Source organism: Chromobacterium rhizoryzae, from assembly GCF_020544465.1.
Taxonomy (GTDB): Bacteria; Pseudomonadota; Gammaproteobacteria; order Burkholderiales; family Chromobacteriaceae; genus Chromobacterium.
Window position 1 is genome coordinate 429,875 of the sequence record NZ_CP066126.1, and the last position, 21,078, is coordinate 450,952.

The 21,078-nt window shown below is 65.9% G+C and carries 20 protein-coding genes; 18 read left to right on the forward strand and 2 right to left on the reverse strand.

The window, feature by feature from the left end:
- Position 1 precedes the first annotated feature (1 nt).
- The 12 genes from mraY (at position 2) to moaC (ending at position 12,185) form a co-directional block, all read left to right on the forward strand.
- On the forward strand, positions 2-1,087 hold the full coding sequence (mraY, locus tag JC616_RS01880; protein WP_107797818.1) for a phospho-N-acetylmuramoyl-pentapeptide-transferase: 1,086 nt from the start codon (positions 2-4) through the stop codon (positions 1,085-1,087).
- A gap of 8 nt (positions 1,088-1,095) precedes the next feature.
- Positions 1,096-2,475 (forward strand): UDP-N-acetylmuramoyl-L-alanine--D-glutamate ligase, encoded by a 1,380-nt coding sequence (gene murD / locus JC616_RS01885; protein ID WP_227106469.1) that lies wholly within the window; start codon positions 1,096-1,098, stop codon positions 2,473-2,475.
- Positions 2,472-3,629, forward strand: a complete 1,158-nt coding sequence (gene ftsW, locus JC616_RS01890; protein WP_019102074.1) for a putative lipid II flippase FtsW — start codon at positions 2,472-2,474, stop codon at positions 3,627-3,629. Before murD ends, ftsW begins: the two co-directional genes overlap by 4 nt.
- A gap of 130 nt (positions 3,630-3,759) precedes the next feature.
- Positions 3,760-4,842 (forward strand): undecaprenyldiphospho-muramoylpentapeptide beta-N-acetylglucosaminyltransferase, encoded by a 1,083-nt coding sequence (murG, locus tag JC616_RS01895; protein ID WP_227106471.1) that lies wholly within the window; start codon positions 3,760-3,762, stop codon positions 4,840-4,842.
- A 37-nt stretch (positions 4,843-4,879) separates the two neighbouring features.
- On the forward strand, positions 4,880-6,271 hold the full coding sequence (gene murC / locus JC616_RS01900; RefSeq protein ID WP_227106473.1) for a UDP-N-acetylmuramate--L-alanine ligase: 1,392 nt from the start codon (positions 4,880-4,882) through the stop codon (positions 6,269-6,271).
- Positions 6,272-6,294: 23 nt separating this feature from the next.
- Positions 6,295-7,206 (forward strand): D-alanine--D-alanine ligase, encoded by a 912-nt coding sequence (locus tag JC616_RS01905; protein WP_227108506.1) that lies wholly within the window; start codon positions 6,295-6,297, stop codon positions 7,204-7,206.
- The gene (locus tag JC616_RS01910; protein ID WP_019102324.1) at positions 7,196-7,921 is read left to right on the forward strand and encodes a cell division protein FtsQ/DivIB; all 726 of its coding nucleotides are present in this window, start codon (positions 7,196-7,198) and stop codon (positions 7,919-7,921) included. The genes JC616_RS01905 and JC616_RS01910 overlap by 11 nt, the downstream gene beginning before the upstream one ends.
- A gap of 46 nt (positions 7,922-7,967) precedes the next feature.
- Positions 7,968-9,179, forward strand: coding sequence for a cell division protein FtsA (gene ftsA / locus JC616_RS01915; protein ID WP_197081372.1), 1,212 nt, complete (start codon positions 7,968-7,970; stop codon positions 9,177-9,179).
- Between the two features lie 90 nt (positions 9,180-9,269).
- Positions 9,270-10,460: a cell division protein FtsZ gene (ftsZ, locus tag JC616_RS01920; protein ID WP_039755403.1), complete on the forward strand. Its 1,191-nt coding sequence runs from the start codon at positions 9,270-9,272 to the stop codon at positions 10,458-10,460.
- Between the two features lie 111 nt (positions 10,461-10,571).
- Complete coding sequence (lpxC, locus tag JC616_RS01925; RefSeq protein ID WP_227108508.1) at positions 10,572-11,483, forward strand: UDP-3-O-acyl-N-acetylglucosamine deacetylase; 912 nt, start codon at positions 10,572-10,574, stop codon at positions 11,481-11,483.
- Positions 11,484-11,485: 2 nt separating this feature from the next.
- The gene (locus JC616_RS01930) at positions 11,486-11,668 is read left to right on the forward strand and encodes a hypothetical protein (protein ID WP_019102328.1); all 183 of its coding nucleotides are present in this window, start codon (positions 11,486-11,488) and stop codon (positions 11,666-11,668) included.
- Between the two features lie 37 nt (positions 11,669-11,705).
- Positions 11,706-12,185: a cyclic pyranopterin monophosphate synthase MoaC gene (gene moaC, locus JC616_RS01935; RefSeq protein WP_107797824.1), complete on the forward strand. Its 480-nt coding sequence runs from the start codon at positions 11,706-11,708 to the stop codon at positions 12,183-12,185.
- 34 nt (positions 12,186-12,219) lie between these two features.
- Here moaC and panS read toward each other — a convergent pair whose 3' ends face one another.
- Positions 12,220-13,173: a ketopantoate/pantoate/pantothenate transporter PanS gene (panS, locus tag JC616_RS01940; RefSeq protein ID WP_227106474.1), complete on the reverse strand. Its 954-nt coding sequence runs from the start codon at positions 13,171-13,173 to the stop codon at positions 12,220-12,222.
- 169 nt (positions 13,174-13,342) lie between these two features.
- On the opposite strand from panS, the gene dsdA reads away from it, so the two are divergent.
- From dsdA to JC616_RS01960, 4 genes are all read left to right on the forward strand, one after another.
- Positions 13,343-14,701: a D-serine ammonia-lyase gene (dsdA, locus tag JC616_RS01945; RefSeq protein ID WP_227106475.1), complete on the forward strand. Its 1,359-nt coding sequence runs from the start codon at positions 13,343-13,345 to the stop codon at positions 14,699-14,701.
- Between the two features lie 14 nt (positions 14,702-14,715).
- Positions 14,716-15,642, forward strand: coding sequence for a DNA-binding transcriptional regulator DsdC (gene dsdC / locus JC616_RS01950; protein ID WP_227106476.1), 927 nt, complete (start codon positions 14,716-14,718; stop codon positions 15,640-15,642).
- A 98-nt stretch (positions 15,643-15,740) separates the two neighbouring features.
- Entirely contained in the window at positions 15,741-16,442 is a 702-nt protein-coding gene (locus JC616_RS01955; protein ID WP_227106477.1) for a glutathione S-transferase family protein, read from the forward strand.
- 49 nt (positions 16,443-16,491) lie between these two features.
- Positions 16,492-18,510 carry a M13 family metallopeptidase gene (locus JC616_RS01960; RefSeq protein WP_227106478.1) on the forward strand — a complete coding sequence of 673 codons (2,019 nt, stop codon included), beginning with the start codon at positions 16,492-16,494 and terminating at the stop codon, positions 18,508-18,510.
- Between the two features lie 26 nt (positions 18,511-18,536).
- On the opposite strand, the gene JC616_RS01965 is transcribed toward JC616_RS01960, so the two are convergent.
- Complete coding sequence (locus JC616_RS01965; RefSeq protein WP_227106479.1) at positions 18,537-19,313, reverse strand: AraC family transcriptional regulator; 777 nt, start codon at positions 19,311-19,313, stop codon at positions 18,537-18,539.
- Between the two features lie 94 nt (positions 19,314-19,407).
- Between JC616_RS01965 and JC616_RS01970 the strand changes: the two genes are divergently transcribed.
- Together JC616_RS01970 and JC616_RS01975 are read left to right on the forward strand one after the other, a co-directional pair.
- The gene (locus JC616_RS01970; protein WP_227106481.1) at positions 19,408-20,580 is read left to right on the forward strand and encodes an MFS transporter; all 1,173 of its coding nucleotides are present in this window, start codon (positions 19,408-19,410) and stop codon (positions 20,578-20,580) included.
- 69 nt (positions 20,581-20,649) lie between these two features.
- Positions 20,650-21,021, forward strand: a complete 372-nt coding sequence (locus JC616_RS01975) for a cupin domain-containing protein (RefSeq protein WP_227106483.1) — start codon at positions 20,650-20,652, stop codon at positions 21,019-21,021.
- Positions 21,022-21,078 lie beyond the last annotated feature (57 nt).

The following is a 21,078-nucleotide window of genomic DNA, read 5'->3' on the forward strand; positions in this document are numbered from 1 at the left end:
CGTGCTGCTCTGGCTGGCTGAACTGCTGGGCTCCCACATCCGGGCCTTCAACGTCTTCAACTACATCACGCTGCGCGCGGTGATGGCGGCGCTGACCGCGCTGGCGATCTCCCTGCTGCTGGGGCCGTGGGTGATCCGCAAGCTGACCGAACTCAAAGTGGGCCAGGCGGTGCGCAACGACGGCCCGCAAACCCATCTGGTCAAGGCCGGCACGCCGACCATGGGCGGTTCGCTGATCCTGCTGGCCATCGGCCTGACCACGCTGCTGTGGGCGGACTTGTCCAATAAATACGTGTGGCTGCTGCTGGCTGTGATGTTCGGCACCGGCGCGCTGGGCTTTTACGACGACTGGCGCAAGGTGGTGTACAAGGACCCGAAAGGCGTGTCCGCCAAGTTCAAGATGGCCTGGCAGTCCGCCATCGCCATCGGCGCCGGCGTGTTCCTGATCGCCACCGCCAAGCTGCCGGCGTCCACCGAGCTGATCGTGCCCTTCGTCAAGACCATCTCCTATCCGCTGGGCGCGATCGGTTTTTGCATCCTGACCTATTTCGTCATCGTCGGCACCTCCAACGCGGTGAACCTGACCGACGGCCTGGACGGCCTGGCGGCCCTGCCCACCGTGATGGTGGCGGCCGGCCTGTCCATCTTCGCCTATGTCGCCGGCCACGCGGTGTTTTCCAAATATCTGGGCCTGCCCTTCATTCCCGGCGCGCACGAGGTGGTGGTGTTCTGCGCGGCGATGTGCGGCGCTTGCCTGGGATTTTTATGGTTCAACGCCTATCCGGCCCAGGTTTTCATGGGCGATGTCGGCGCGCTGGCGCTGGGCGCGGCGCTGGGCACCGTGGCGGTGATCGTGCGTCAGGAAATCGTGCTCTTGATCATGGGCGGCCTGTTCGTGGTGGAGGCACTGTCGGTGATGATTCAGGTGGCTTCGTTCAAGCTCACCGGCAAGCGGGTGTTCCGCATGGCGCCGCTGCATCACCACTATGAGTTGAAGGGCTGGAAGGAAACGCAAGTGGTGGTGCGTTTCTGGATCATCACCATGATGCTGGTGTTGGCCGGCCTGTCCACCATCAAGCTGCGTTGAGGAAGACTATGGACTACGCGAATCGTCACGTCGTGGTGGTGGGCTTGGGAGGCTCGGGCCTGGCGGCCGCGCGCTACCTGGCCGCGCACGGCGCGCGCGTGAGCGTGGCCGACGCCAAGCCGTCGGCCGAGCGCGTGGCCGAGCTGCGCGCCTTCCTGCCGCAGGCGGAAGTGCGCGCCGGCGATTTCAGCGCCCAGACCTTCGCCGACGCCGACTTGCTGGTGCTGAGCCCGGGCGTGCCGCTGAAACACCCGGCCGTCGCCGCCTACCGCCAAGCCGGCGGCGAGGTGATCGGCGATATCGAAGTGCTGGCGCGCGCGATCCGCGGCGACGGCAGCAAGGTGATCGCCATTACCGGTTCCAACGGCAAGAGCACGGTCACCAGCCTGGCGGGCCATCTGTGCGCCGCCGCCGGCCTGGACGCGGTGGTGGCCGGCAATATCGGCCTGGCGGTGCTGGAAGCGCAGCTGGAACGCGAGCAAAGCGGCAAGCGCCCGGACGTGTGGGTGCTGGAGCTGTCCAGTTTTCAACTGGAATCCACATTTACGCTGGAGGCCGACGCCGCCACGGTGCTGAATATTTCCGAGGACCACCTGGACCGTTACGACGATCTGCTGGACTACGCCCACACCAAGACCCGGGTGTTCCACGGCGCCGGCGTCCAGGTGCTGAACCGCGACGACGCGCTGGTGCGCGCGATGGTTCGCCCCGGCCGCGCGGTCAAATGGTTCTCGCTGACAGAGGATGCCGGATACGCGTTGCGGCAGGATGACGGCCGCTACTGGCTGAGCCTGGACGGCGAGCGGGCCTTCGATTGCGCCGAGATGCGTTTGCAAGGCCTGCACAACGCCGCCAACGCGCTGGCCGCGCTGGCCTTGTGCGAAGCAGTGGGCGCGCCGCGCGCCGCGCTGCTGCAAGGACTGAAAACCTTCCATGGTTTGGAGCATCGCGTCGAGCTGGTAGACGAAATCGCCTCGGTTGCGTTTATCGATGATTCCAAGGGCACCAATGTCGGCGCCACCGAAGCGGCGCTGAACGGCATGACGCGTCCGGTGGTGTTGATCGCCGGCGGCGACGGCAAGGGCCAGGACTTCGCGCCGCTGGCGCCGGCCTGCCGCCGCATCGCCCGCGCCGTGCTGTTGATCGGCCGCGACGCCGGCAAGATCCGCGCCGCGCTGTCCGCCACCGGCTTGCCCTTGCACGACTGCGAGACGCTGGAAGAAGCCACCCGCCGCGCGGCGGAACTGGCACAGCCGGGCGACGTGGTGTTGCTGTCGCCGGCCTGCGCCAGTCTGGACATGTTCCGCAACTACGCGCATCGCGCCCAGGTGTTCATCGACGCCGTGCGCGAGTGGAAAGCGCGGCAAGCGGAGGCGACGCGGCCATGATCGTGCACGGAGCCCGGCGTTACGCCGCCATCAAGCCGTTCGACGAGGCGCTGTCCTGGGCGCTGGCCCTGCTGTTGTCGATCAGCCTGGTGATGGTGTACTCGGCGTCCATCGCCTACGCCGAGGCCGACGCGGCCACGCACAACCGCTACTTCTACCTGATCCGTCACATGATCTTCATGACGATAGGGCTGAGCGCGGCCTATATCGCCTTCCAGATTCCAACGGCGTTCTGGCAGAAGTACTCCGGCAAGATTTTCCTGATCGGACTGGTCTTGCTGGTGCTGGTGCTGATTCCCGGCATCGGCAAGATGGTCAACGGCTCGCGGCGCTGGATCAATCTGATCGTGCTGAACCTGCAGCCGTCGGAGGTGATGAAGTTCGCCACCGTGCTGTACGCGGCGGATTACACCGTGCGCAAGAGCCATTTGCTGCACAGCTTGAAGGAAGGCTTCGCGCCGATGTTCGCCGCCATGGTGGTGGTGGCTTTCCTGCTGCTGCGCGAGCCGGACTTCGGCGCGCTGATGGTGGTGATGAGCATCGCGATGGGCGTGCTCTTCCTCGGCGGCATCAATATGCGCATCTTCAGCGGGCTGGCGGTGATGGCGGTGGGCGCCATCGTGGTGTTGATCATTTCCTCGCCGTACCGGCTGAAGCGGGTGCTGGGCTTCATGGACCCGTGGGACGACCCGTACGGCAAGGGCTACCAGCTGTCGCACTCCTTGATCGCCATCGGTCGCGGCGAGTGGTTCGGCGTCGGTCTGGGCGGCAGCATAGAGAAATTGTTTTACCTGCCGGAGGCGCACACCGACTTCATCATGGCGGTGATTTCGGAAGAGTTCGGCTTTGCCGGTATCTGCGTGGTGGTCGGTCTGTACGCCTGGATCGTGCGCCGCGCCTTCCACATCGGCGTGGAATCGAAAAAGCTGGAGCGTTACTACCAGTCGCTGGTGGCGCAGGGCCTGGGCATCTGGCTCGGCATCCAGGTGTTTTTCAACATCGGGGTGAATATGGGCCTGCTGCCGACCAAGGGTTTGACCTTGCCGCTGATGTCTTTCGGCGGCTCGGCGATGTTGATGAATTTGATCGCGGTGGCGGTGCTGCTGCGAGTTGATTATGAAAACCGCCGCATCATGCGCGGCTACAAAGTGTAGCCGCGCATGAGCAGCGCTGTCAGGCGCCTTAGGGCGTAAGCCCGTAGGGTGGCGGTTTCTGCGAGTCCGAAGGGCGAAGCAAAAACCGGCGCATGATGCGCGGCAACGAGAGTTAACGGAACGGATAGAGATGGCGAATCGCACGGTCATGGTGATGGCGGCTGGCACGGGTGGACACATCGTCCCCGGCCTCGCCGTGGCCAAGGAATTGCAAAGCCGGGGCTGGAAGGTGGTGTGGCTGGGCACCCGGCGCGGCATGGAGAACAAGCTGGTGCCGCCGACCGGCATTCCGCTGGAGCGGCTGAATTTCCACGGCGTGCGCGGCAAGGGCCTGCTGGGCTCGCTCAAGGGCGCGTTGCAGCTGGCCGGCGCTTTCTTCAGCAGCGCGGCGCAGATTTTCCGTCACCGCCCGGACGTGGTGCTGGGCATGGGCGGTTACGTCTGCCTGCCCGGCGGCGTGATGGCGGGCCTGCTGTGGAAACCGCTGGTCCTGGTCAACGCCGACGCCGGCCTGTTGTTGAGCAATAAGGCCTTGCTGCCCTTCGCCAAGAAACTGGCCTGCGGTTTCGACGGCGACGCGGCGCGCAACGGCAAGGCGCTGGTCACCGGCAATCCGGTGCGTGGGGAGATCGAGGGCATCGCCGCGCCGGCGGAGCGCTTCGCCGGCCGCAGCGGCCCGCTGAAGGTCTTGGTGGTGGGCGGCAGCCTGGGCGCCAAGGTTTTGAATGAAACGCTGCCGCAGGCGATGGCCAAGCTGCCGGCCGACAAGCGGCCGCGACTGACGCATCAGACCGGCGAGGCGAACTTCGCCGCGGTCGAGGCCGCGTATCAGGCCGCGGGCCTGCGGGAGCAAGTGGAACTGCTGCCCTTCGTCGACGATATGCCGCAGCGCCTGGCCGAATGCGATCTGGTGATCTGCCGCGCCGGCGCGATCACGGTCAGCGAATTGTGCGCGGCCGGCGTGCCCAGCGTGCTGGTGCCGCTGGTGGTGTCCACCACCGGCCATCAGCGCGACAACGCCGAGTGGATGGCGCAGGCCGGCGCGGCCTGGCATCTGCCGCAGAAAGAATTGAACGCCGACGGGCTTGCGGGCCTGCTGGCGGGTTTGGATAGAGAGCAGTTGCTGGACAAGGCCGAACGCGCGCGCGCGCTGGCGCGTTCCGGCGCGGCCGGCCGGGTGGCCGACCTGTGCCAGCAGCTGGCCCGGGAATGACAGAGCGTCATACGAGCGCTCAAGCAGAGACACAGACATGAAACACAGGGTCAAACACATACATTTCGTCGGCATCGGCGGCGTGGGCATGTGCGGCATCGCCGAGGTGCTGCACGGCCTGGGCTTTACCGTGTCCGGCTCCGACATGGCGGAAAGCGCCACCAGCAAGCGGCTGATCGATCAGGGCATCCGCGTGTTCTACGGCCACGACGCCACCTATATGCACGGCGCCGACGTGGTGGTGACCTCCACCGCGGTCAAGGCCGACAATCCGGAAGTGCTGGAAGCGCGCGCCAACAAGATCCCGGTGATCCCGCGCGCGCTGATGCTGGCGGAACTGATGCGCTTCAAGCAGGGCATCGCCATCGCCGGCACCCACGGCAAGACCACCACCACCAGCCTGACCGCTTCGGTGCTGGGCGCGGCCGGCCTGGACCCCACCTTCGTCATCGGCGGCAAGCTGACCGCGGCCGGCACCAATGCGCGCCTGGGCTCCGGCGAGTTCCTGGTGGCCGAGGCCGACGAATCGGACGCCTCCTTCCTGCATCTGACTCCGGTGATGGCGGTGGTGACCAATATCGACGCCGACCACATGGACACCTACGACCACAGCTTCGACAAGCTCAAGCAGGCTTTCGTCGACTTCCTGCAGCGGCTGCCGTTCTACGGCCGCGCGGTGCTGTGCGTGGATGACCCCAATGTGCGCGAGATCCGCGGCCGCATCACCAAGCCGGTGACCACCTACGGTCTGGACGACTCCGCCGACATCTACGCCGAGAACGTGCGCGCCGCCGCCGGCCAGATGCATTTCGACGTGGTGGTGAAGAACGGCAAGGAAGTGCGTTTCCCGGTGGTGTTGAACATGCCGGGCCGCCACAACGTGCTCAACGCGCTGTCCGCCATCGCCATCGGCCTGGAGTGCGGCGCCAGCGTGGAAGCGATCCAGCAAGGCCTGGCCGAGTTCGCCGGCGTCGGCCGCCGCTTCCAGCGTTACGGCGAAGTGCCGGCCAAGGACGGCGGCCGCTTCACCCTGGTGGACGATTATGGCCATCACCCGGTGGAAATGGCCGCCACGCTGGCCGCGGTGCGCGGCGCCTTCCCGGACAAGCGTCTGGTGCTGGCCTTCCAGCCGCACCGCTACACCCGCACTCGGGACCTGTTTGAAGACTTCGTCAAAGTGCTGTCCAGCGTGGACGCCTTGCTGCTGTCCGAAGTCTACGCCGCTGGCGAAGCGCCCATCGTGGCCGCCGACGGCCGCGCCTTGGCGCGCGCGGTGCGCGTGCAGGGCAAGGTGGAGCCGGTGTTCGTCGAGGACATCGCCGAGATGCAGCAGACCATTTTCGATCAAGCTCGCGACGGCGACGTGGTGGTGACCATGGGCGCGGGCTCCATCGGCGCGGTGCCGGCCAAAGTGGCGGCGGGCGCGTGATGATGAATGACAAGGACAAGGCAATGAAGCAGTACGGCAAGGTGGCGGTGATGATGGGCGGCAGTTCCTCCGAGCGCGAAGTGTCGCTGATGAGCGGCGCCGGCGTGCTCAAAGCCCTGCAATCCCGTGGCGTGGACGCTCACAAGTTCGATCCGTCGGAACAGCCGCTGAGCGCGCTGAAAGACGAGGGTTTCGACCGCGTGTTCAACATCCTGCATGGGCCCTTCGGCGAAGACGGCACCCTGCAGGGCGTGCTGGAAAGCATGGGCCTGCCGTATACCGGTTGCGGCGTGATGGCGTCGGCGATCTGCATGGACAAATGGCGCACCAAGCTGCTGTGGCAGGGCGCCGGCCTGCCGATCCCGGCCTTCGAACTGTTGGACGAGAACAGCGACTTCGCCGCGGTGGAAGCCAAGCTGGGCCTGCCCATCTTCGTCAAGCCGGCCACCGAGGGCTCCAGCATCGGCGTGACCAAGGTCAAGCAGCCGGGCGAACTGAAGGCGGCGTTCGAAGAGGCGCGCAAATACGACAGCATCGTGATCGCCGAGCGTTTCATCGGCGGCGGCGAGTACACCTGCGCGGTGATCGGCGACACCGCCTATCCGACCATCAAGATCGAACCGGCGACCGAGTTTTACGACTACGACGCCAAGTATTTCCGCGACGACACCGTCTACCGTTGCCCGTCCGGCCTGAGCGAAGACGTGGAGACGCGCGCGCGCGAACTGTCGCTGGCGGCTTTCCGCGTATTGGGCGGCCGCGGCTGGGGCCGGGTGGATTTCCTGATGGACGAAGCCGGCGGCATTTACCTGTTGGAAGCCAACACCAATCCGGGCATGACCAGCCACAGCCTGGTGCCGATGGCGGCGCGGGCGATGGGCATCAGTTACGAGGATTTGTGCCTCAAGGTGCTGGATATGGTGCATGTGGGATAACCATCGGCTGCTTAGAGGCCTGGCCAATCTGATGCTGGCCGCCGCAGCGCTGATGTTGCTGTATGCAGGAGGGTTCTGGTTGACGCACGCTCCGGTGTTTCCGGTGAAGAAGATCCAGATTCGCGGCGACATGAAACGCGTGACGCCGGAACAGCTGAAGTTCATTGCCGAGCATGAGCTGTCCGGCACCTTCTTCACGCTGGACATCGACAAGACGCGAGCGGCCTTCGGCAAATTGCCGTGGGTGCGGGATGCCCAGGTGCGGCGGCGCTGGCCGGACGCGCTGGACATTTCGGTGGAAGAGCATGTGGCGCTTGCGCGCTGGGGAGAGAACGGCCTGGTCAATACCCGAGGAGAGCGGTTCGACGCCGCCAGCGACCAGGACCTGCCGGTGTTTTACGGGCCGGCGGGGGCAGAGAAGGACATGAGCGAAATGCTGGGAGGGCTGCGGCAGGATCTGGCCCCGGCGGGCGTCAAGCCGGCGGCGCTGTGGCTGTCCAGCCGCCGCGCCTGGAAAGTGGGGCTGGACAACCAGGTGCAGCTGGAGCTGGGACGCAACGACGTGAGTCCGCGCGCCCGCCGCTTCGCCCAGTACTGGAAGAGCAAATTGGCGGCGTTGCCGTATCACGTGGAATACGTGGATATGCGCTACCCGAATGGATTCGCCGTGCGGATGCCCGATTACAAGGCGCCGCCGGCCAAGGGAAACAAGTAATTAGCAGTTGGAGCGACAGGTGAGCAAACCAAAGGAAAGCAAGAACATGCTGGTTGGCCTCGACATCGGCACATCCAAGATCGTGGCGATCGTCGCAGAAGTCCTGGAGGACGGCCAACTCAATATCGTCGGCATGGGCCACACGCCGTCGCGCGGTTTGAAGCGCGGCATGGTGGTGAACATCGAATCCACGGTGCAGGCCATCCAGCGCGCGCTGGAAGAGGCGGAACTGATGGCCGACTGCAAGATTCACGAAGTGTTCGCCGGCATCGCCGGCAGCCACATCAAGAGCGTGAACTCGCACGGCATGGTGGCGATCAAGGATCGCGAAGTCACCAAGATGGACATCGACCGCGTGATTGAAACCGCGCGCGCGGTGACCATCCCGCCGGACCATCAGGTGCTGCACATCCTGACCCAGGAATACAGCATCGACGGTCAGGAAGGCGTGCGCGAACCGCTGGGCATGAGCGGTGTGCGGCTGGAAGCCAAGGTGCACATCGTCACCGGCGCGGTGTCCGCCGCCCAGAACGTGACCAAGTGCGTGCGCCGCTGCGGTCTGGAAGTGTCCGACCTGGTGCTGCAACCGATGGCCTCCGCCATCGCGGTGCTGTCGGAAGACGAAAAAGATCTGGGCGTGTGCCTGATCGACATCGGCGGCGGCACCACCGATATCGCGGTCTACGCCAACGGCGCGATCCGCCACACTGCGGTGATTCCGATCGCAGGAGATCAGATCACCAACGACATCGCCATGGCCTTGCGCACCCCGACCAAGGAAGCCGAGGACATCAAGATCCAGCACGCGGTGGCGCTGGTGGCGATGGCGGACCCGAGCCAGATGATAGAAGTGCCGGGCGTGGGCGAGCGCGGGCCGCGGCAGATGTCGCGCGCCACGCTGGCCGAAGTGGTGGAGCCGCGGGTGGAAGAGTTGTTCCAACTGGTGCAGCAGGAACTGCGCCGCAGCGGCTTCGAGGATTTGCTGTCCTCCGGCATCGTGCTCACCGGCGGCGCCAGCCTGATGCCGGGCATGGTGGAGCTGGCGGAAGAAGTGTTCCACATGCCGGTGCGCGTCGGCGTGCCCAAGTATGTGGGCGGCCTGGCGGAAGTGGTGAAGACCCCGCGCTTCTCCACCGGCGTCGGCCTGCTGTTGTACGGCAAGGATCAGATTCAAACGCATGCCGGCCCCAAGGTGGAGACGGCGGGTGTGGGCCAGATGTTCACGCGCATGAAGGCGTGGTTCGCTGGCAATTTCTAAGCGCTACGCGGCCGGCGCACTCGCTGGCCACGATAGCGATCGGGCAGATGTATATGAAGTCGGTAGCTCATCTTTATTGAGGAGAGGAAAATGAGCGGAATGGTCTTTGAAGTTATGCAAGAAACCGCCAATGTGGCGATCATCAAAGTCATCGGCGTCGGCGGCGGCGGTTGCAACGCCATCGACAATATGATCGACGGCAATGTGCACGGCGTGGAGTTCATCTGCGCCAACACCGACGCTCAGTCGCTGCTGCGCAACAAATCGCCGCAGAAGCTGCAGCTGGGCAACAATCTGACCCGCGGCCTGGGCGCGGGCGCCAATCCGGAAGTGGGCCGCAGCGCGGCGCTGGAAGACCGCGAACGCATCGCCGAGATGCTGCGCGGCTCCAATATGGTGTTCGTCACCGCCGGCATGGGCGGCGGCACCGGCACCGGCGCGGCGCCCGTGGTGGCCGAAGTGGCCAAGGAAATGGGCATCCTGACCGTGGGCGTGGTCACCCGGCCGTTCGAGCACGAAGGCAAGCGCATGAAAGTGGCGCAGAATGGCATCGAGGATCTGAAAAAGCACGTCGATTCGCTGATCGTGATCCCCAATGAAAAACTGATGGAAGTGCTGGGCGACGACGTGACCATGCGCGAAGCCTTCCGCGCCGCCGACGACGTGCTCAAGGGCGCGGTGGCCGGCATCGCGGAAGTGATCACTTGCCCGGGCCTGATCAACGTCGACTTCGCCGACGTGCGCACCGTGATGAGCGAAATGGGCCTGGCGATGATGGGCTCGGCCTACGCCTCCGGCATCGACCGCGCTCGCGTGGCCGCCGAACAGGCCGTGGCCAGCCCGTTGCTGGACAACATCACGCTGGAAGGCGCGCGCGGCGTGCTGGTCAACATCTCCACCGCGCCTGGCTGCCTGAAGATGAGCGAGTATCGCGAAATCATGGGCATCGTGCGCCAGTACGCGGACGAAGACGCGCAGATCAAGTTCGGCACCGCCGAAGTGGAAGACATGCCGGAAGACACCATCCGCGTGACCTTGATCGCCACCGGCCTGGGTCAGAAGAAGACCGCGCGCAATACCGAGGAGCGTCCGGAATACATCAAGATCGTCAAGACCGGCACCGACGACCGCGCGGTGGAAGTGGTCAGCTACGACGACTTCGACACCCCGGCCATCATGCGCCAGGGCCGTCGCCGCGCCGCGCCGTCCATGGACTTCTCCAACCCGGAAGTGAGCGAAAGCTACGACATCCCGGCCTTCCTGCGCAAGCAGGCGGACTGAGGCGGAGCCGCTATAGAAGAAAGCTATTTAATACTGCAAATCAATCAATAAAGTGCGGTTTTTGACTGTGCTAGAATCGGGCATTCCCATTCGTTCGAGAAGCCCGACATGATATTGCAGCGCACGCTGAAACAAGCGATAAGCGCCACGGGTGTGGGTTTGCACTCCGGCGAGCGGGTGAAGCTCACCCTGCTGCCGGCCGCGCCCGACACCGGGATCGTCTTTCGCCGCACCGACTTGCCCGAGCCGGTGACGGTGAAAGTGGATCCATCGCTCGTCAACGACACGCGACTCTCCTCCACGCTGGTGACAGACACCGGCGTGCGTGTCGGCACGATCGAGCATTTGATGTCGGCCCTGGCGGGCTTTGGCATCGACAACCTCGTGATTGAGGTCACGGCGGCGGAGATCCCCATCATGGACGGATCCGCCGCCCCTTTCATTTACCTGCTGCAGACCGCGGGCGTGGTCGAGCAGCACGCCAAGAAGCGCTTCATCCGCGTCACCCAGACGGTGGCCGTGGAAGAGCGCGACGTGTGGGTGAAGCTGGAGCCGCACGAGGGCTTCAAGGTCACGCTGTCCATCGACTTCAACCATCCGGCTTTCAATCTGGCGCCGCAGACGGTGGCGGTGGATTTCGCGCGTCATTCCTATACCGACGAGATCAGCCGCGCGCGCACCTTCGGCTTCATGCACGAGGTGGAGTACATGCGCAACCACGGCCTGGGCCGCGGCGGCAGCCTGGACAACGCCATCGTCATCGACGACGAATACGTGCTGAATCCGGAAGGCCTGCGTTTCCCGGACGAATTCGTTCGCCACAAAATCCTGGACGCCATCGGCGACCTCTACATCATCGGCCACCCGTTGATCGCCGCCTTCTCCGGCCACAAATCCGGCCACGCGATGAACAACAAGCTGTTGCGCAAGCTGCTGGAGACGCCGGAAGCCTGGGAATACGTCAGCTACGACGACCCGCTGGACGCGCCGTCCAGCTTCCACCGGCTGCCGGAGGTGGCCTAGCGGTGTTTGGTTTCTGGCGCTTGTGGCTGCTCGTCACCATCCTGCTGCTGGGCTGGGCAGGCGTCTGTTACCTATTGACCCGCAATCCGCTCTACCTGCGCTACCTCGGCCGCATCGCCCGCTGGAGCGGCGGCCTGGTGGTGCTGGTCAGCGCCTTCTGGCTGATTTACCGGCTGCTGTCCTAAGAGCCTGTTCTAAGCGGGCCGGAGGAGTAATGAACCCATGTCAAAATTGACTCATTTCGACGCCGGCGGCCAGGCCCATATGGTCGACGTCGGCGCCAAGGCGCACAGCCGCCGCCGCGCGGTGGCCGAAGGCCGCATCCGCATGTTGCCCGCCACCTTCGCGCTGGTGAAGGACGGCGGCCATAAAAAAGGCGATGTGCTCGGCATCGCCCGCATCGCCGCCATCATGGCGTCCAAGAAGGCCGCGGACCTGATTCCGCTCTGCCACCCGATCGCGCTGACCCGGGTGGCGGTGGACTTCGAACTGCTGGAGGCCGACAACGCCGTGCGCATCGAGGTCACCGCCGAATGCAGTGGCCAGACCGGGGTGGAGATGGAGGCGCTGACCGCGGCCAACGTCGGCCTGCTGACCATTTACGATATGTGCAAGGCGGTGGACCGCGGCATGGTCATCGACGGCGTGCGGCTGCTGGAGAAAGAGGGCGGCAAGAGCGGGCATTGGCGGGTGGAAGGCTGATCCTGCTCGGTTTTGCAAGCCGCGTCATGCGTCGTTACAAGCTTTGCTGCGCGCCGGCCCGCGACGCTTGACGCCCCCGCTCGGCGGGCTTGTCCCGCCAATAGCCGGCCAAGAGCGAGCCGGAAATATTGTGCCAGACCGAGAACAGCGCGCCGGGCAAGGCCGCCAGCGGGCTGAAGTAGGCCTTGCCCAGCTGGGCGGCCAGGCCGGAGTTCTGCATGCCCACCTCGATCGCCAGCGTGCGGCACACCGATTCGTCGAAGCCCAGCAAGCGTCCTCCCCAATACCCGCCCAACAGGCCGATGGCGTTGTGCAGCATCACCGCCAGAATGCTCAGCCCGCCCACCGCGGCGATATGGTTCTTGCTGCCGGCGACGATGGCGGCGATCAGCGCGACGATGGCCAGCATCGACAACAGCGGCAGCAAGGGCTCCAGCCGGCGGACCTGGGGCGCGAAGAAGCGATGGGCCAGCAGGCCCAGGCCTATCGGCAGGATGACGATCTGCAGAATGCTTAGCAGCATCGCCGCCACTTCCACCTTGATCGCCGCGTCCACGTACAGCCGGGTCAGCAGCGGCGTGGCTATCACCCCAACCAGCGTCGACAGCGAGGAAATGGTGACCGACAGCGCCACGTCGCCGCGCGATAGATAGATGATCACATTGGACGCGGTGCCGCTGGCGACGCTGCCCACCAGAATCATGCCGATGGCCAGCTGTGGCGGCATCTGGAACAGCCGCGCCAGCGCCCAGGCCGCCAGCGGCATCACCAGATAGTGCAGGCCCAGTCCGGCCAGCACCGGCGCCGGCCGGCTCAGCACCCGTTTGAAATCGTCCAGCGTCAGCGTCAGCCCCATCGCGAACATGATCACCGCCAGCAGCAGACCGGTATGCGGCAGCAGCGGAGTGAACGCCGCCGGCCGCTGGTAAGCGACGGCGGACAGCAGCAGGGCCCATAGCGGGAACAGACGGGTGATTATGGCGAGCACGGCGACTCCTGGCGGCGGACGATGCGCCCATCATAGGCGATGCGCCCCGGTGTCTGGCAAGTCCGCGCGCGCATGGCTGATCCAGCGTCAGCCGTCGGCTGCGCAATCGTCTTTTGCCAGCGGCGGCGCGGCGCGGTTTAATCGGGTCTTCGATTCCATGGAGCGCGCGATGCAAGCGACGATTGCCGGCAAGACCGTGGCCGACTGGCAGGCCAGCCACCCCTTATTGACGCCCTTGATGGCCTTGCAGTCTTTGAGCTGGTTCAACCCCGCGCTGGCGTCGGCGGCGGAAGCGCTGGCCGACGTGGGCCTGAGCCGGGCCGATGTCGTGGACGCCGATACGCGCTTGCGCCGCTTCGCGCCCTATCTGGCGCGGGTGTTTCCGGACGCGGCCGCCAGCGGCGGCATCATCGAATCGCCGCTGCTGCCGCTGCCGGCGATGCGCGCGGCCCTATGGGCCGAGGCCGGGTTGGCGGACGGCGGCGGCCTGTGGCTGAAGGCGGACAATCTGCTGCCGATTTCCGGCTCCATCAAGGCGCGCGGCGGCATTTACGAGGTATTGAAGCACGCGGAAAGCTTGGCGCTGAGTCATGGCCTGCTGCGGGAGGGGGACGACTACGCCGGACTGGACAGCGCCGAGGCGCGGGCCTTCTTCGGCGGCTACCGGGTAGCGGTGGGCTCCACCGGCAACCTGGGCCTGTCCATCGGCATCATCAGCGCCAAGCTGGGTTTTCAGGCCAGCGTGCATATGTCGGCGGACGCGCGACAGTGGAAGAAGGACTTGCTGCGCAGCCATGGGGTCGAGGTGGTCGAGTATCCGTCTGATTACAGCGTGGCGGTGGCCGAAGGCCGCAAACAGGCGGCGTCCGATCCGCGCTGTCATTTCGTCGACGACGAGAATTCGGTCAATCTATTCCTTGGTTACGCGGTGGCGGCGGAGCGTCTGCGCGGCCAGTTGGCGGAGCAGGGCGTCCGGGTGGACGCCGAACACCCGCTGCTGGTGTACCTGCCCTGCGGTGTCGGCGGCGGGCCGGGCGGGGTCGCTTTCGGCCTCAAGCTGGCTTTCGGCGATGCGGTGCACTGTCTGTTCGCCGAACCCACCCACGCGCCCTGCATGCTGCTGGGTGTTTACACCGGGCTGCATGATGAGGTGGCGGTGCAGGATTTCGGCATCGACAATCTGACCGCCGCCGACGGCCTGGCGGTGGGCCGCCCGTCCGGCTTTGTCGGGCGCGCGATGCAGCGGCTGATAGACGGCTATTACACGGTGGACGATGGCGAGCTCTACCGCTTGCTGGCCATGCTGGAGCGCGAGCAGGGCTTGCGGCTGGAGCCGTCGGCGTTGGCCGGCATGCCGGGGCCGTTGCGGGTGTTGAGCGAGTCCCAGGGTTACCGCCAGCGGACGGGCTTGAGCGCGGAGCGGCTGTCGCGCGCCAGCCATCTGGTGTGGGGCACCGGCGGCGGCATGGTGCCGCCGGCGGAAATGGACGCCTATCTGGCGGAAGGCCGGCGGCGGCTGTCGGCGTGAACGATGCTGGCGATATGCTGAATCTTCCCCCGCGCGCCGGCGTCCGGCTGGACGGCGCGCAATGGTCCAATCTGCACACCTTCGCGGCGGCGGCGCGGCATCTGAGCTTCGCCCGCGCCGCCGAGGAACTGTGCCTGAGCGCCAGCGCGGTCAGCCATCGCATCGCCCGGCTGGAACGGGCGCTGGGCACCCGCCTGTTCCTGCGGCTGACCCGCAGCCTGAGGCTGAGCGAGGACGGCGAACGCATCTATCAGGCCTGGCTGGCCGGCCAGACGCGGCTGGAGGCGGCGCTGAATCCGCAGGACGACGCCGAGCCGGCCGGCGCGGTGGCCCTGTATGCGCGGCCCTCGCTGGCGCAATGTTGGCTGGCGCCGCGGCTGGCGGATTTCGCCGCGCGCTATCCGCGCATTGCGCTGGACATCCGCAGCGGCAACGAGATGGTGGACTTCCGCGCCTGGAATATAGACCTGGCGCTGTATTACTCGGCCGGCGAGTTTCCCGGCCTGGACGCGCAGCGTCTGATGGACGAGCAGGTGGCGCCGGTGTGCAGCCCGGAGTACGCGGAGCGGCACGGCTTGCGCGACAATCCGGCGGCCCTGGCCGCATGCCTGCTGCTGCACGACGCCCAGGCCTGGGAACGGGCGGCTCACGACGCCGAATGGCGGGAGTGGGCGCGGCGGCAGAACGTGGCCTTGCCGCCGCGGGGCATCAGCTTCGACCGTTCCGACCTATGCGCGCAGGCGGCCGCGCATCACGCCGGCGTGGCGTTGGGTCGGCGTCGCTTGGTGCAGCGGCAGCTGGAACGCGGCGAACTGATGCTGCCGCTGGGGCCGTTTCAACCGCTGGGGCCGCAGGCTTATTACCTGGTGCGTCCGTTGCCGGCGCCGTCTCCTCGGGTGCGGGCGGTGATGGACTGGCTGCGGGTTTGCGCGGCGGATTAGGCGTCCTTCCCCTTTTCGCGCCCGCCCCCTCGCGCGCCTTCCCGGCGGCGTGCTAGTCTGCTTCAGTTCAATGTCATGTCTGCCGCGGGAGGCGCTTGATGATCACTCTGTATCAGTTCGGCCCGGCCATGGGCTTGGTGGACCCCAGTCCCTTCGTGATGAAGGCGGACCTGCTGCTGAAGCTGTCGGGCCTGTCCTACCGCCGCGTGCGCGGCGATATGCGCAAGGCGCCCAAGGGCAAGCTGCCTTATATCGACGACGACGGCCAGATCGTGGCGGACTCCACGCTGATCCGCCTGCATCTGGCGGACAAGCACGGCCTCACGCTGGACGCCGGTCTCAGCGAGGCGCAGAAGGCGCTGGCCTGGAGCGTGGACTGCATGCTGGGCGATCATTTCTACTGGGGCATCGTGCATGAACGCTGGATGGTGGACGAACACTTCGCGCGCGGGCCCAGCGTGTTTTTCAAAGGCGTGCCGGCCTTGCTGCGCGGCTTGGTGACGAGGCTGGTGCGGCGCAAGGTGCGCGCCAATCTATGGGGGCAGGGCATGGGCCGTTTCAGCGCGGCGGAGCGCCTGCGGCTGCTGGAGGCGGACGTGGCGGCGCTGTCAGCCTTGTTGGGCGAGCAGCGTTATTTCATGGGCGAGACCGCCACCTGGATAGACGCCAGCGTTTACGCCTTCGTCAGCGGCGCCTTGACCGACGCGATGGGGGAAACCCCGTCGCGGGCGCTGGTGGCGGCGCGGCCCAATCTGGCGGCCTATGCGGAAAGACTGAGGGCCGAGTTTTACAGTGGATAGGCCGGCTGGGCCCACCGCGCCGCGGTACGACAAAAACAAAGGGGAAAACATGAAGATGAGCAGACTGCTGCCCTTGGCGGCCTTGCTGTGCGCGGCCGGCGCCTGGGCGGACGGCGGCCTGGATTACGGCCGTTACGGCATTGATTTGAACGGCATCGATCCGGCGGTGAGAGTACAGGACAATCTGTCGCTGCACGCCAATGGCCGCTGGATCCAGCGCACGGTGATTCCGGCCGAGCGTTCCTCGGCGGGCGTGGCGGAGGCTTTGGCGGACCGCAATCTGGAACGGCTGCGCCAGTTGATCGAACAGGCCGGGCAGGGGACGGATGCCGAGGCGGGGCAGATCGCCGCGCTGTATCGCAGCTTCATGGACGAGGACGTCGTCGCCCGGCGCGGGCTGGAGCCGCTGCGCGAATCGCTGCGGGCCGTGGCCGGTCTGGGCACGGCGGCGGAGGCGGTCCGCTATATGGGCCGCCTGCAGGATCAGCCGGTGGATACGCCGTTCCGCTTCTATGTCGGCCAGGACCCCAAGGATTCCGCCGCCTACCTGGCCGGCGTCGGCCAATCCGGTCTGGCGATGGACCAGGACTACTATCTGGGCAAGTCCGCCGACTTCGCCGCCGCGCGTAAGGCCTATTTGAGTTATCTGGAGCGGCTGTTCGCACTGGCGGAACTGGACCAGCCGCAAAGCCGCGCCCGCGACGTGCTGGCTTTCGAGACCCGGCTGGCGAAAATCCAGTGGACCAATGTCGAGAACCGCGACATCCAGAAAACCTACAACAAGCTGAGCCTGGCCGAGTTGGCGCGCCGGCAGCCCGGCTACGATTGGCCGGCCTTGCTGGCCGACGCCGGCCTGGACGCCGCCAAGCAGTTGAATCTGGACCAGCCCGGCTATCTGAGCAAGCTGGCGCCACTCTTGCGGGCCGCGCCCGCGTCCACGCTGCGCAACTACCTGCTGGCGCGCACGCTGGACGCTTACGCGCCCAGCCTGACGCCGGCCTTCGTCGACGCCCACTTCGACTTCTACGGCAAGACCCTGGAAGGCCGCAAGCAGAACCGCCCGCGCTGGAAACGCGGCGTGGGCATGGTGGAAAGCGGCCTGGGCGAGGCGCTGGGCAAACTCTATGTGGCGCGTTATTTCACGCCGGAGGCCAAGCGCCAGGCCGACGAACTGGTGCGCAATCTGCTGCAGGCCTACGACCAGTCCATCGACACTCTGGACTGGATGAGCGCCGCCACCAAGCGCCAGGCCCATATCAAGCTGTCCAAGTACACGCTGAAGATAGGCTATCCGGACAAGTGGCGCGATTACGGCGGCCTGCAGCTGGCGCCGGACGATCTGGCCGGCAATGTGCGGCGCATCGCGGTGTTCAACTACCGCTATATGAGCGGCAAGCTGGGCCAGCCGGTGGATCGCAAGGAATGGAGCATGACGCCGCAGACGGTGAACGCCTATTACAATCCGGCCAATAACGAGATCGTGTTCCCGGCGGCCATCCTGCAGGCGCCGTATTTCGATCCCGGCTTCGATCCGGCGGTCAACTACGGCAGCATAGGCGCCACCATAGGCCACGAAATCAGCCATGGTTTCGACGACCAGGGCAGCCAGTTCGACGGCGACGGCAATATGCGCAACTGGTGGACGGCCAGCGACAAGGCGCGCTTCAAGGCGGCCACGCGCAAGCTGGTCAAGCAGTACGACCGCTACCAGCCGGTGCCCGGCCACCATGTCAACGGCGAACTGACCCTGGGCGAGAACATCGCCGACAACGCCGGCCTGGAAGTGGCCTACAAGGCCTATCATCTGGCGCTCGCCGGCAAGGACGCGCCGGTGCTGGACGGCATGAGCGGCGACCAGCGTTTCTTCATCGCCTTCGCCCAATCCTGGCGCAGCAAGAGCCGCGACGAAGCCACGCTCAAACAGCTGGTGTCGGACCCGCACACGCCGGACCTGTGGCGGCCCATCGGCACCGCCAGCAATATGGAGCCGTTCTACCAGGCCTTCGGCGTCAAGCCGGGCGACAAGATGTATCTGTCGCCCAAGCAGCGCTTCCATTTGTGGTGGTGAGTCATTCCCAGATCGTAAACCGGTTCTCAGACTGAGCGTTTGAGCTGGCCGGGCGTAAGCCCGGCATGGCGGCGGAACATGGCGATGAAGGCGCTGTCCTGCGCATAGCCCAGTTCCGCCGCCACCCGGCTGACGCTTTCCCCCTCGGCCAACAGCCGGCTGGCCTCCATCATTTTCAATTGCCGCCGCCAGGCGCTGAAGCTGAGCCCGGTCTGTTGCTGGAACAACCGGTTGACGGTGCGGGCGCTGGCGCCGGCCTGGGCGGCCAATTGCTCCAGCGTGGCCTCGTCGCCGGGCTGCTGCAATAGCTGCTCGGCGATGCGCAGCAGCCGCCGGTCTTGCGGCAGCGGCAGGCTCAGCGCCTGCTCCGGCGCGCGGCCGGCCTCGTCCAGCAACACCTCCACCAGCCGTTCTTGCTCAGGCTCCAACGGCGACAGCGGCCATTCCGCCACCCGCACGATCAATTCCCGCAACAGCGGGCTGACGGCGATGATCTGCGGCCGCCGCGGCAGCGCGGGATAGACGACCGGATCGAAGTACAGGCTGCGATAGGCGAAAGGCTTGCCGGTTTCGGCCTGATGCCACAGGCCCGAGGGAATCCAGGCGGCCATTGTCGGCGGCAGCACGCAGCGGGTGTGGCCGATGCGGATTTGCAGCACGCCGCTGACCGCGTACATCAGCTGCGCGCGGCGATGGCGGTGCAGGCCGGAGTCATGCGGCGCCGGCGCGTCTATGGCCATGCCGACGATGGGATCGGCGAGCTGGTCCGGGTCCGGCGCCGTGGCGGGCAGGTAGCGCGGCATCTTGTCCGATTCTCAATGTTTTATGGCTATCCATCGATAATAGGCGTGCCTTCATCCTCCTACAATCCCTGTTCGTTGTTTTTAGGAGGACAAAATGAAAACCGCGATCCGGGCGGCGCCGCTGGCGCTGCTGATTGTATTGCTGGGTTTCCCGCAATTGAGTGAAACCATTTACGCGCCGGCCTTGACCGAGATCGCCCAGGCTTACCATGTCAGCGCCGGTCAGGCGCAGTTGACGATGAGCGTCTACTTTCTGGCTTTCGCCTTCGGCGTGGTGTGCTGGGGCCGGCTGGCCGATCTATACGGACGGCGGCCGGCCTTGCTGGCCGCCCTGGCCTGTTACGGCGCGGGCGCGGTGCTGGCGGTGATGAGCCGCGATTTCACCGCGCTGCTGCTGGCCAGGCTATTGCTGGCCTTCGGCGCCAGCGCGGGTTCGGTGGTGGTGCAGACCATGTTGCGCGACCGCTATCAAGGCCCGGCCTTGCTGACGGTGTTCGCCACCGTCAGCGCGGTGTTGTCGCTGTCGCCGGCCTTGGGCCCGCCGCTGGGCGCTTTGCTGGTGGCCGGTTTCGGTCATCAGGGCGTGTTCGCCGCCTTGTGCGGCTTGGCGGCGCTGTTGCTGCTGTTGTCCTGGAAGCTGGCCGGCGAAACCCGGCCGGCGGACCTGCCGCCGCCGGCGGCCTTGGGCGCGGTGGCGGCCAGGATGGCGCGAGATCCGCGGGTGCTGGCCACGGTATGGCTGGTGGCCGGCTTCAATCTGCTGTTGTTCGGCTTTTACACGCTGGCCCCGTTCACGCTGCAATTGCTGGGCATGCCGGCCTGGTTGTTCGGCCTCAGCGGTTTGCTGGTGGCCGCCGGCGGCCTGTTCGGCGGCGCGGTCAATCGCCGGCTGGCGGCGCGAGGCGGCGCGGAACGCTTGCCGCGCCTGGCCTTGATGGCCGCCGGCGCGGCGGCCCTGGTGCAGTTGCTCAGCGGCTGGCCGGGTCTGCGGCCGGCCGCGGCCGTCGGCGTGCTGTTGCTCAGCCAACTGGCGATTTCCGCGGCCTTCGGCTGCGCGATTCCGCCGCTGCTGGCGGGGGCCCTGCGGGATTACCGCCAAGTGCAGGGCACGGCCGGCGCCTTATTGGGCCTGATGTACTACCTGCTGATCGCCGGCGGTCTGGGTTTGCTTGGCGCGGCTTATCAGCCGTATGTCTTGTACCAGCCCATGGCCATGGCGCTGCTGTGCGCGGCGATGTGGCCGGCGGCGCGGCGATTGAATCGGTAGGGAGTTGAATATTCTGTCTGCTTCATGGCATTGTGTTGAAAATTTCAAACAGCCATGGAGAGCAGAGCGATGAAACAGGCCAGCGATATCATTGTGTTCCAGCGTCACGACGTGGCGCTGGAATCGTTTGTGGCGGCCGAGGATCGCCGCGTCGCCGGCGAATGCCGGCAAAGCGTGGCCAACCATTATTCCGATCCCAGCGGGCAGTTCCACGCCGGCATCTGGAGCGGCGGGCAGGGCTGCTGGAAAGTGCGCTACAGCGAACACGAGTTCTGCACGCTGTTGCAAGGACGAGTGAAGGTCAGCGACGAGGCCGGGAACAGCGTGGAGTTGAAGCAGGGCGATCACTTCGTGATCCCCGCGGGCTTCGTCGGCACCTGGCAGGTGCTGGAGCCGGCGTGCAAGACTTACGCGGTGTTCGAAGCGCGACACGCCGAGTGAGCCGCGACAAGCAACAGCCCCGCATTGCGGGGCTGTTTTTCGTGGCGGCGGGCTGGG

Bases quoted from the DNA above. Each gene is read 5' to 3' on its own strand.
- murD (WP_227106469.1), top strand. From the start codon at position 1,096: ATGGACTACGCGAATCGTCACGTCGTGGTGGTGGGCTTGGGAGGCTCG.
- ftsW (WP_019102074.1), top strand. From the start codon at position 2,472: ATGATCGTGCACGGAGCCCGGCGTTACGCCGCCATCAAGCCGTTCGAC.
- murG (WP_227106471.1), top strand. From the start codon at position 3,760: ATGGCGAATCGCACGGTCATGGTGATGGCGGCTGGCACGGGTGGACAC.
- murC (WP_227106473.1), top strand. From the start codon at position 4,880: ATGAAACACAGGGTCAAACACATACATTTCGTCGGCATCGGCGGCGTG.
- JC616_RS01905 (WP_227108506.1), top strand. From the start codon at position 6,295: ATGAAGCAGTACGGCAAGGTGGCGGTGATGATGGGCGGCAGTTCCTCC.
- JC616_RS01910 (WP_019102324.1), top strand. From the start codon at position 7,196: ATGTGGGATAACCATCGGCTGCTTAGAGGCCTGGCCAATCTGATGCTG.
- ftsA (WP_197081372.1), top strand. From the start codon at position 7,968: ATGCTGGTTGGCCTCGACATCGGCACATCCAAGATCGTGGCGATCGTC.
- ftsZ (WP_039755403.1), top strand. From the start codon at position 9,270: ATGAGCGGAATGGTCTTTGAAGTTATGCAAGAAACCGCCAATGTGGCG.
- moaC (WP_107797824.1), top strand. From the start codon at position 11,706: ATGTCAAAATTGACTCATTTCGACGCCGGCGGCCAGGCCCATATGGTC.
- dsdA (WP_227106475.1), top strand. From the start codon at position 13,343: ATGCAAGCGACGATTGCCGGCAAGACCGTGGCCGACTGGCAGGCCAGC.
- dsdC (WP_227106476.1), top strand. From the start codon at position 14,716: ATGCTGAATCTTCCCCCGCGCGCCGGCGTCCGGCTGGACGGCGCGCAA.
- JC616_RS01955 (WP_227106477.1), top strand. From the start codon at position 15,741: ATGATCACTCTGTATCAGTTCGGCCCGGCCATGGGCTTGGTGGACCCC.
- JC616_RS01960 (WP_227106478.1), top strand. From the start codon at position 16,492: ATGAAGATGAGCAGACTGCTGCCCTTGGCGGCCTTGCTGTGCGCGGCC.
- JC616_RS01965 (WP_227106479.1), bottom strand. From the start codon at position 19,313: ATGCCGCGCTACCTGCCCGCCACGGCGCCGGACCCGGACCAGCTCGCC.
- JC616_RS01970 (WP_227106481.1), top strand. From the start codon at position 19,408: ATGAAAACCGCGATCCGGGCGGCGCCGCTGGCGCTGCTGATTGTATTG.
- JC616_RS01975 (WP_227106483.1), top strand. From the start codon at position 20,650: ATGAAACAGGCCAGCGATATCATTGTGTTCCAGCGTCACGACGTGGCG.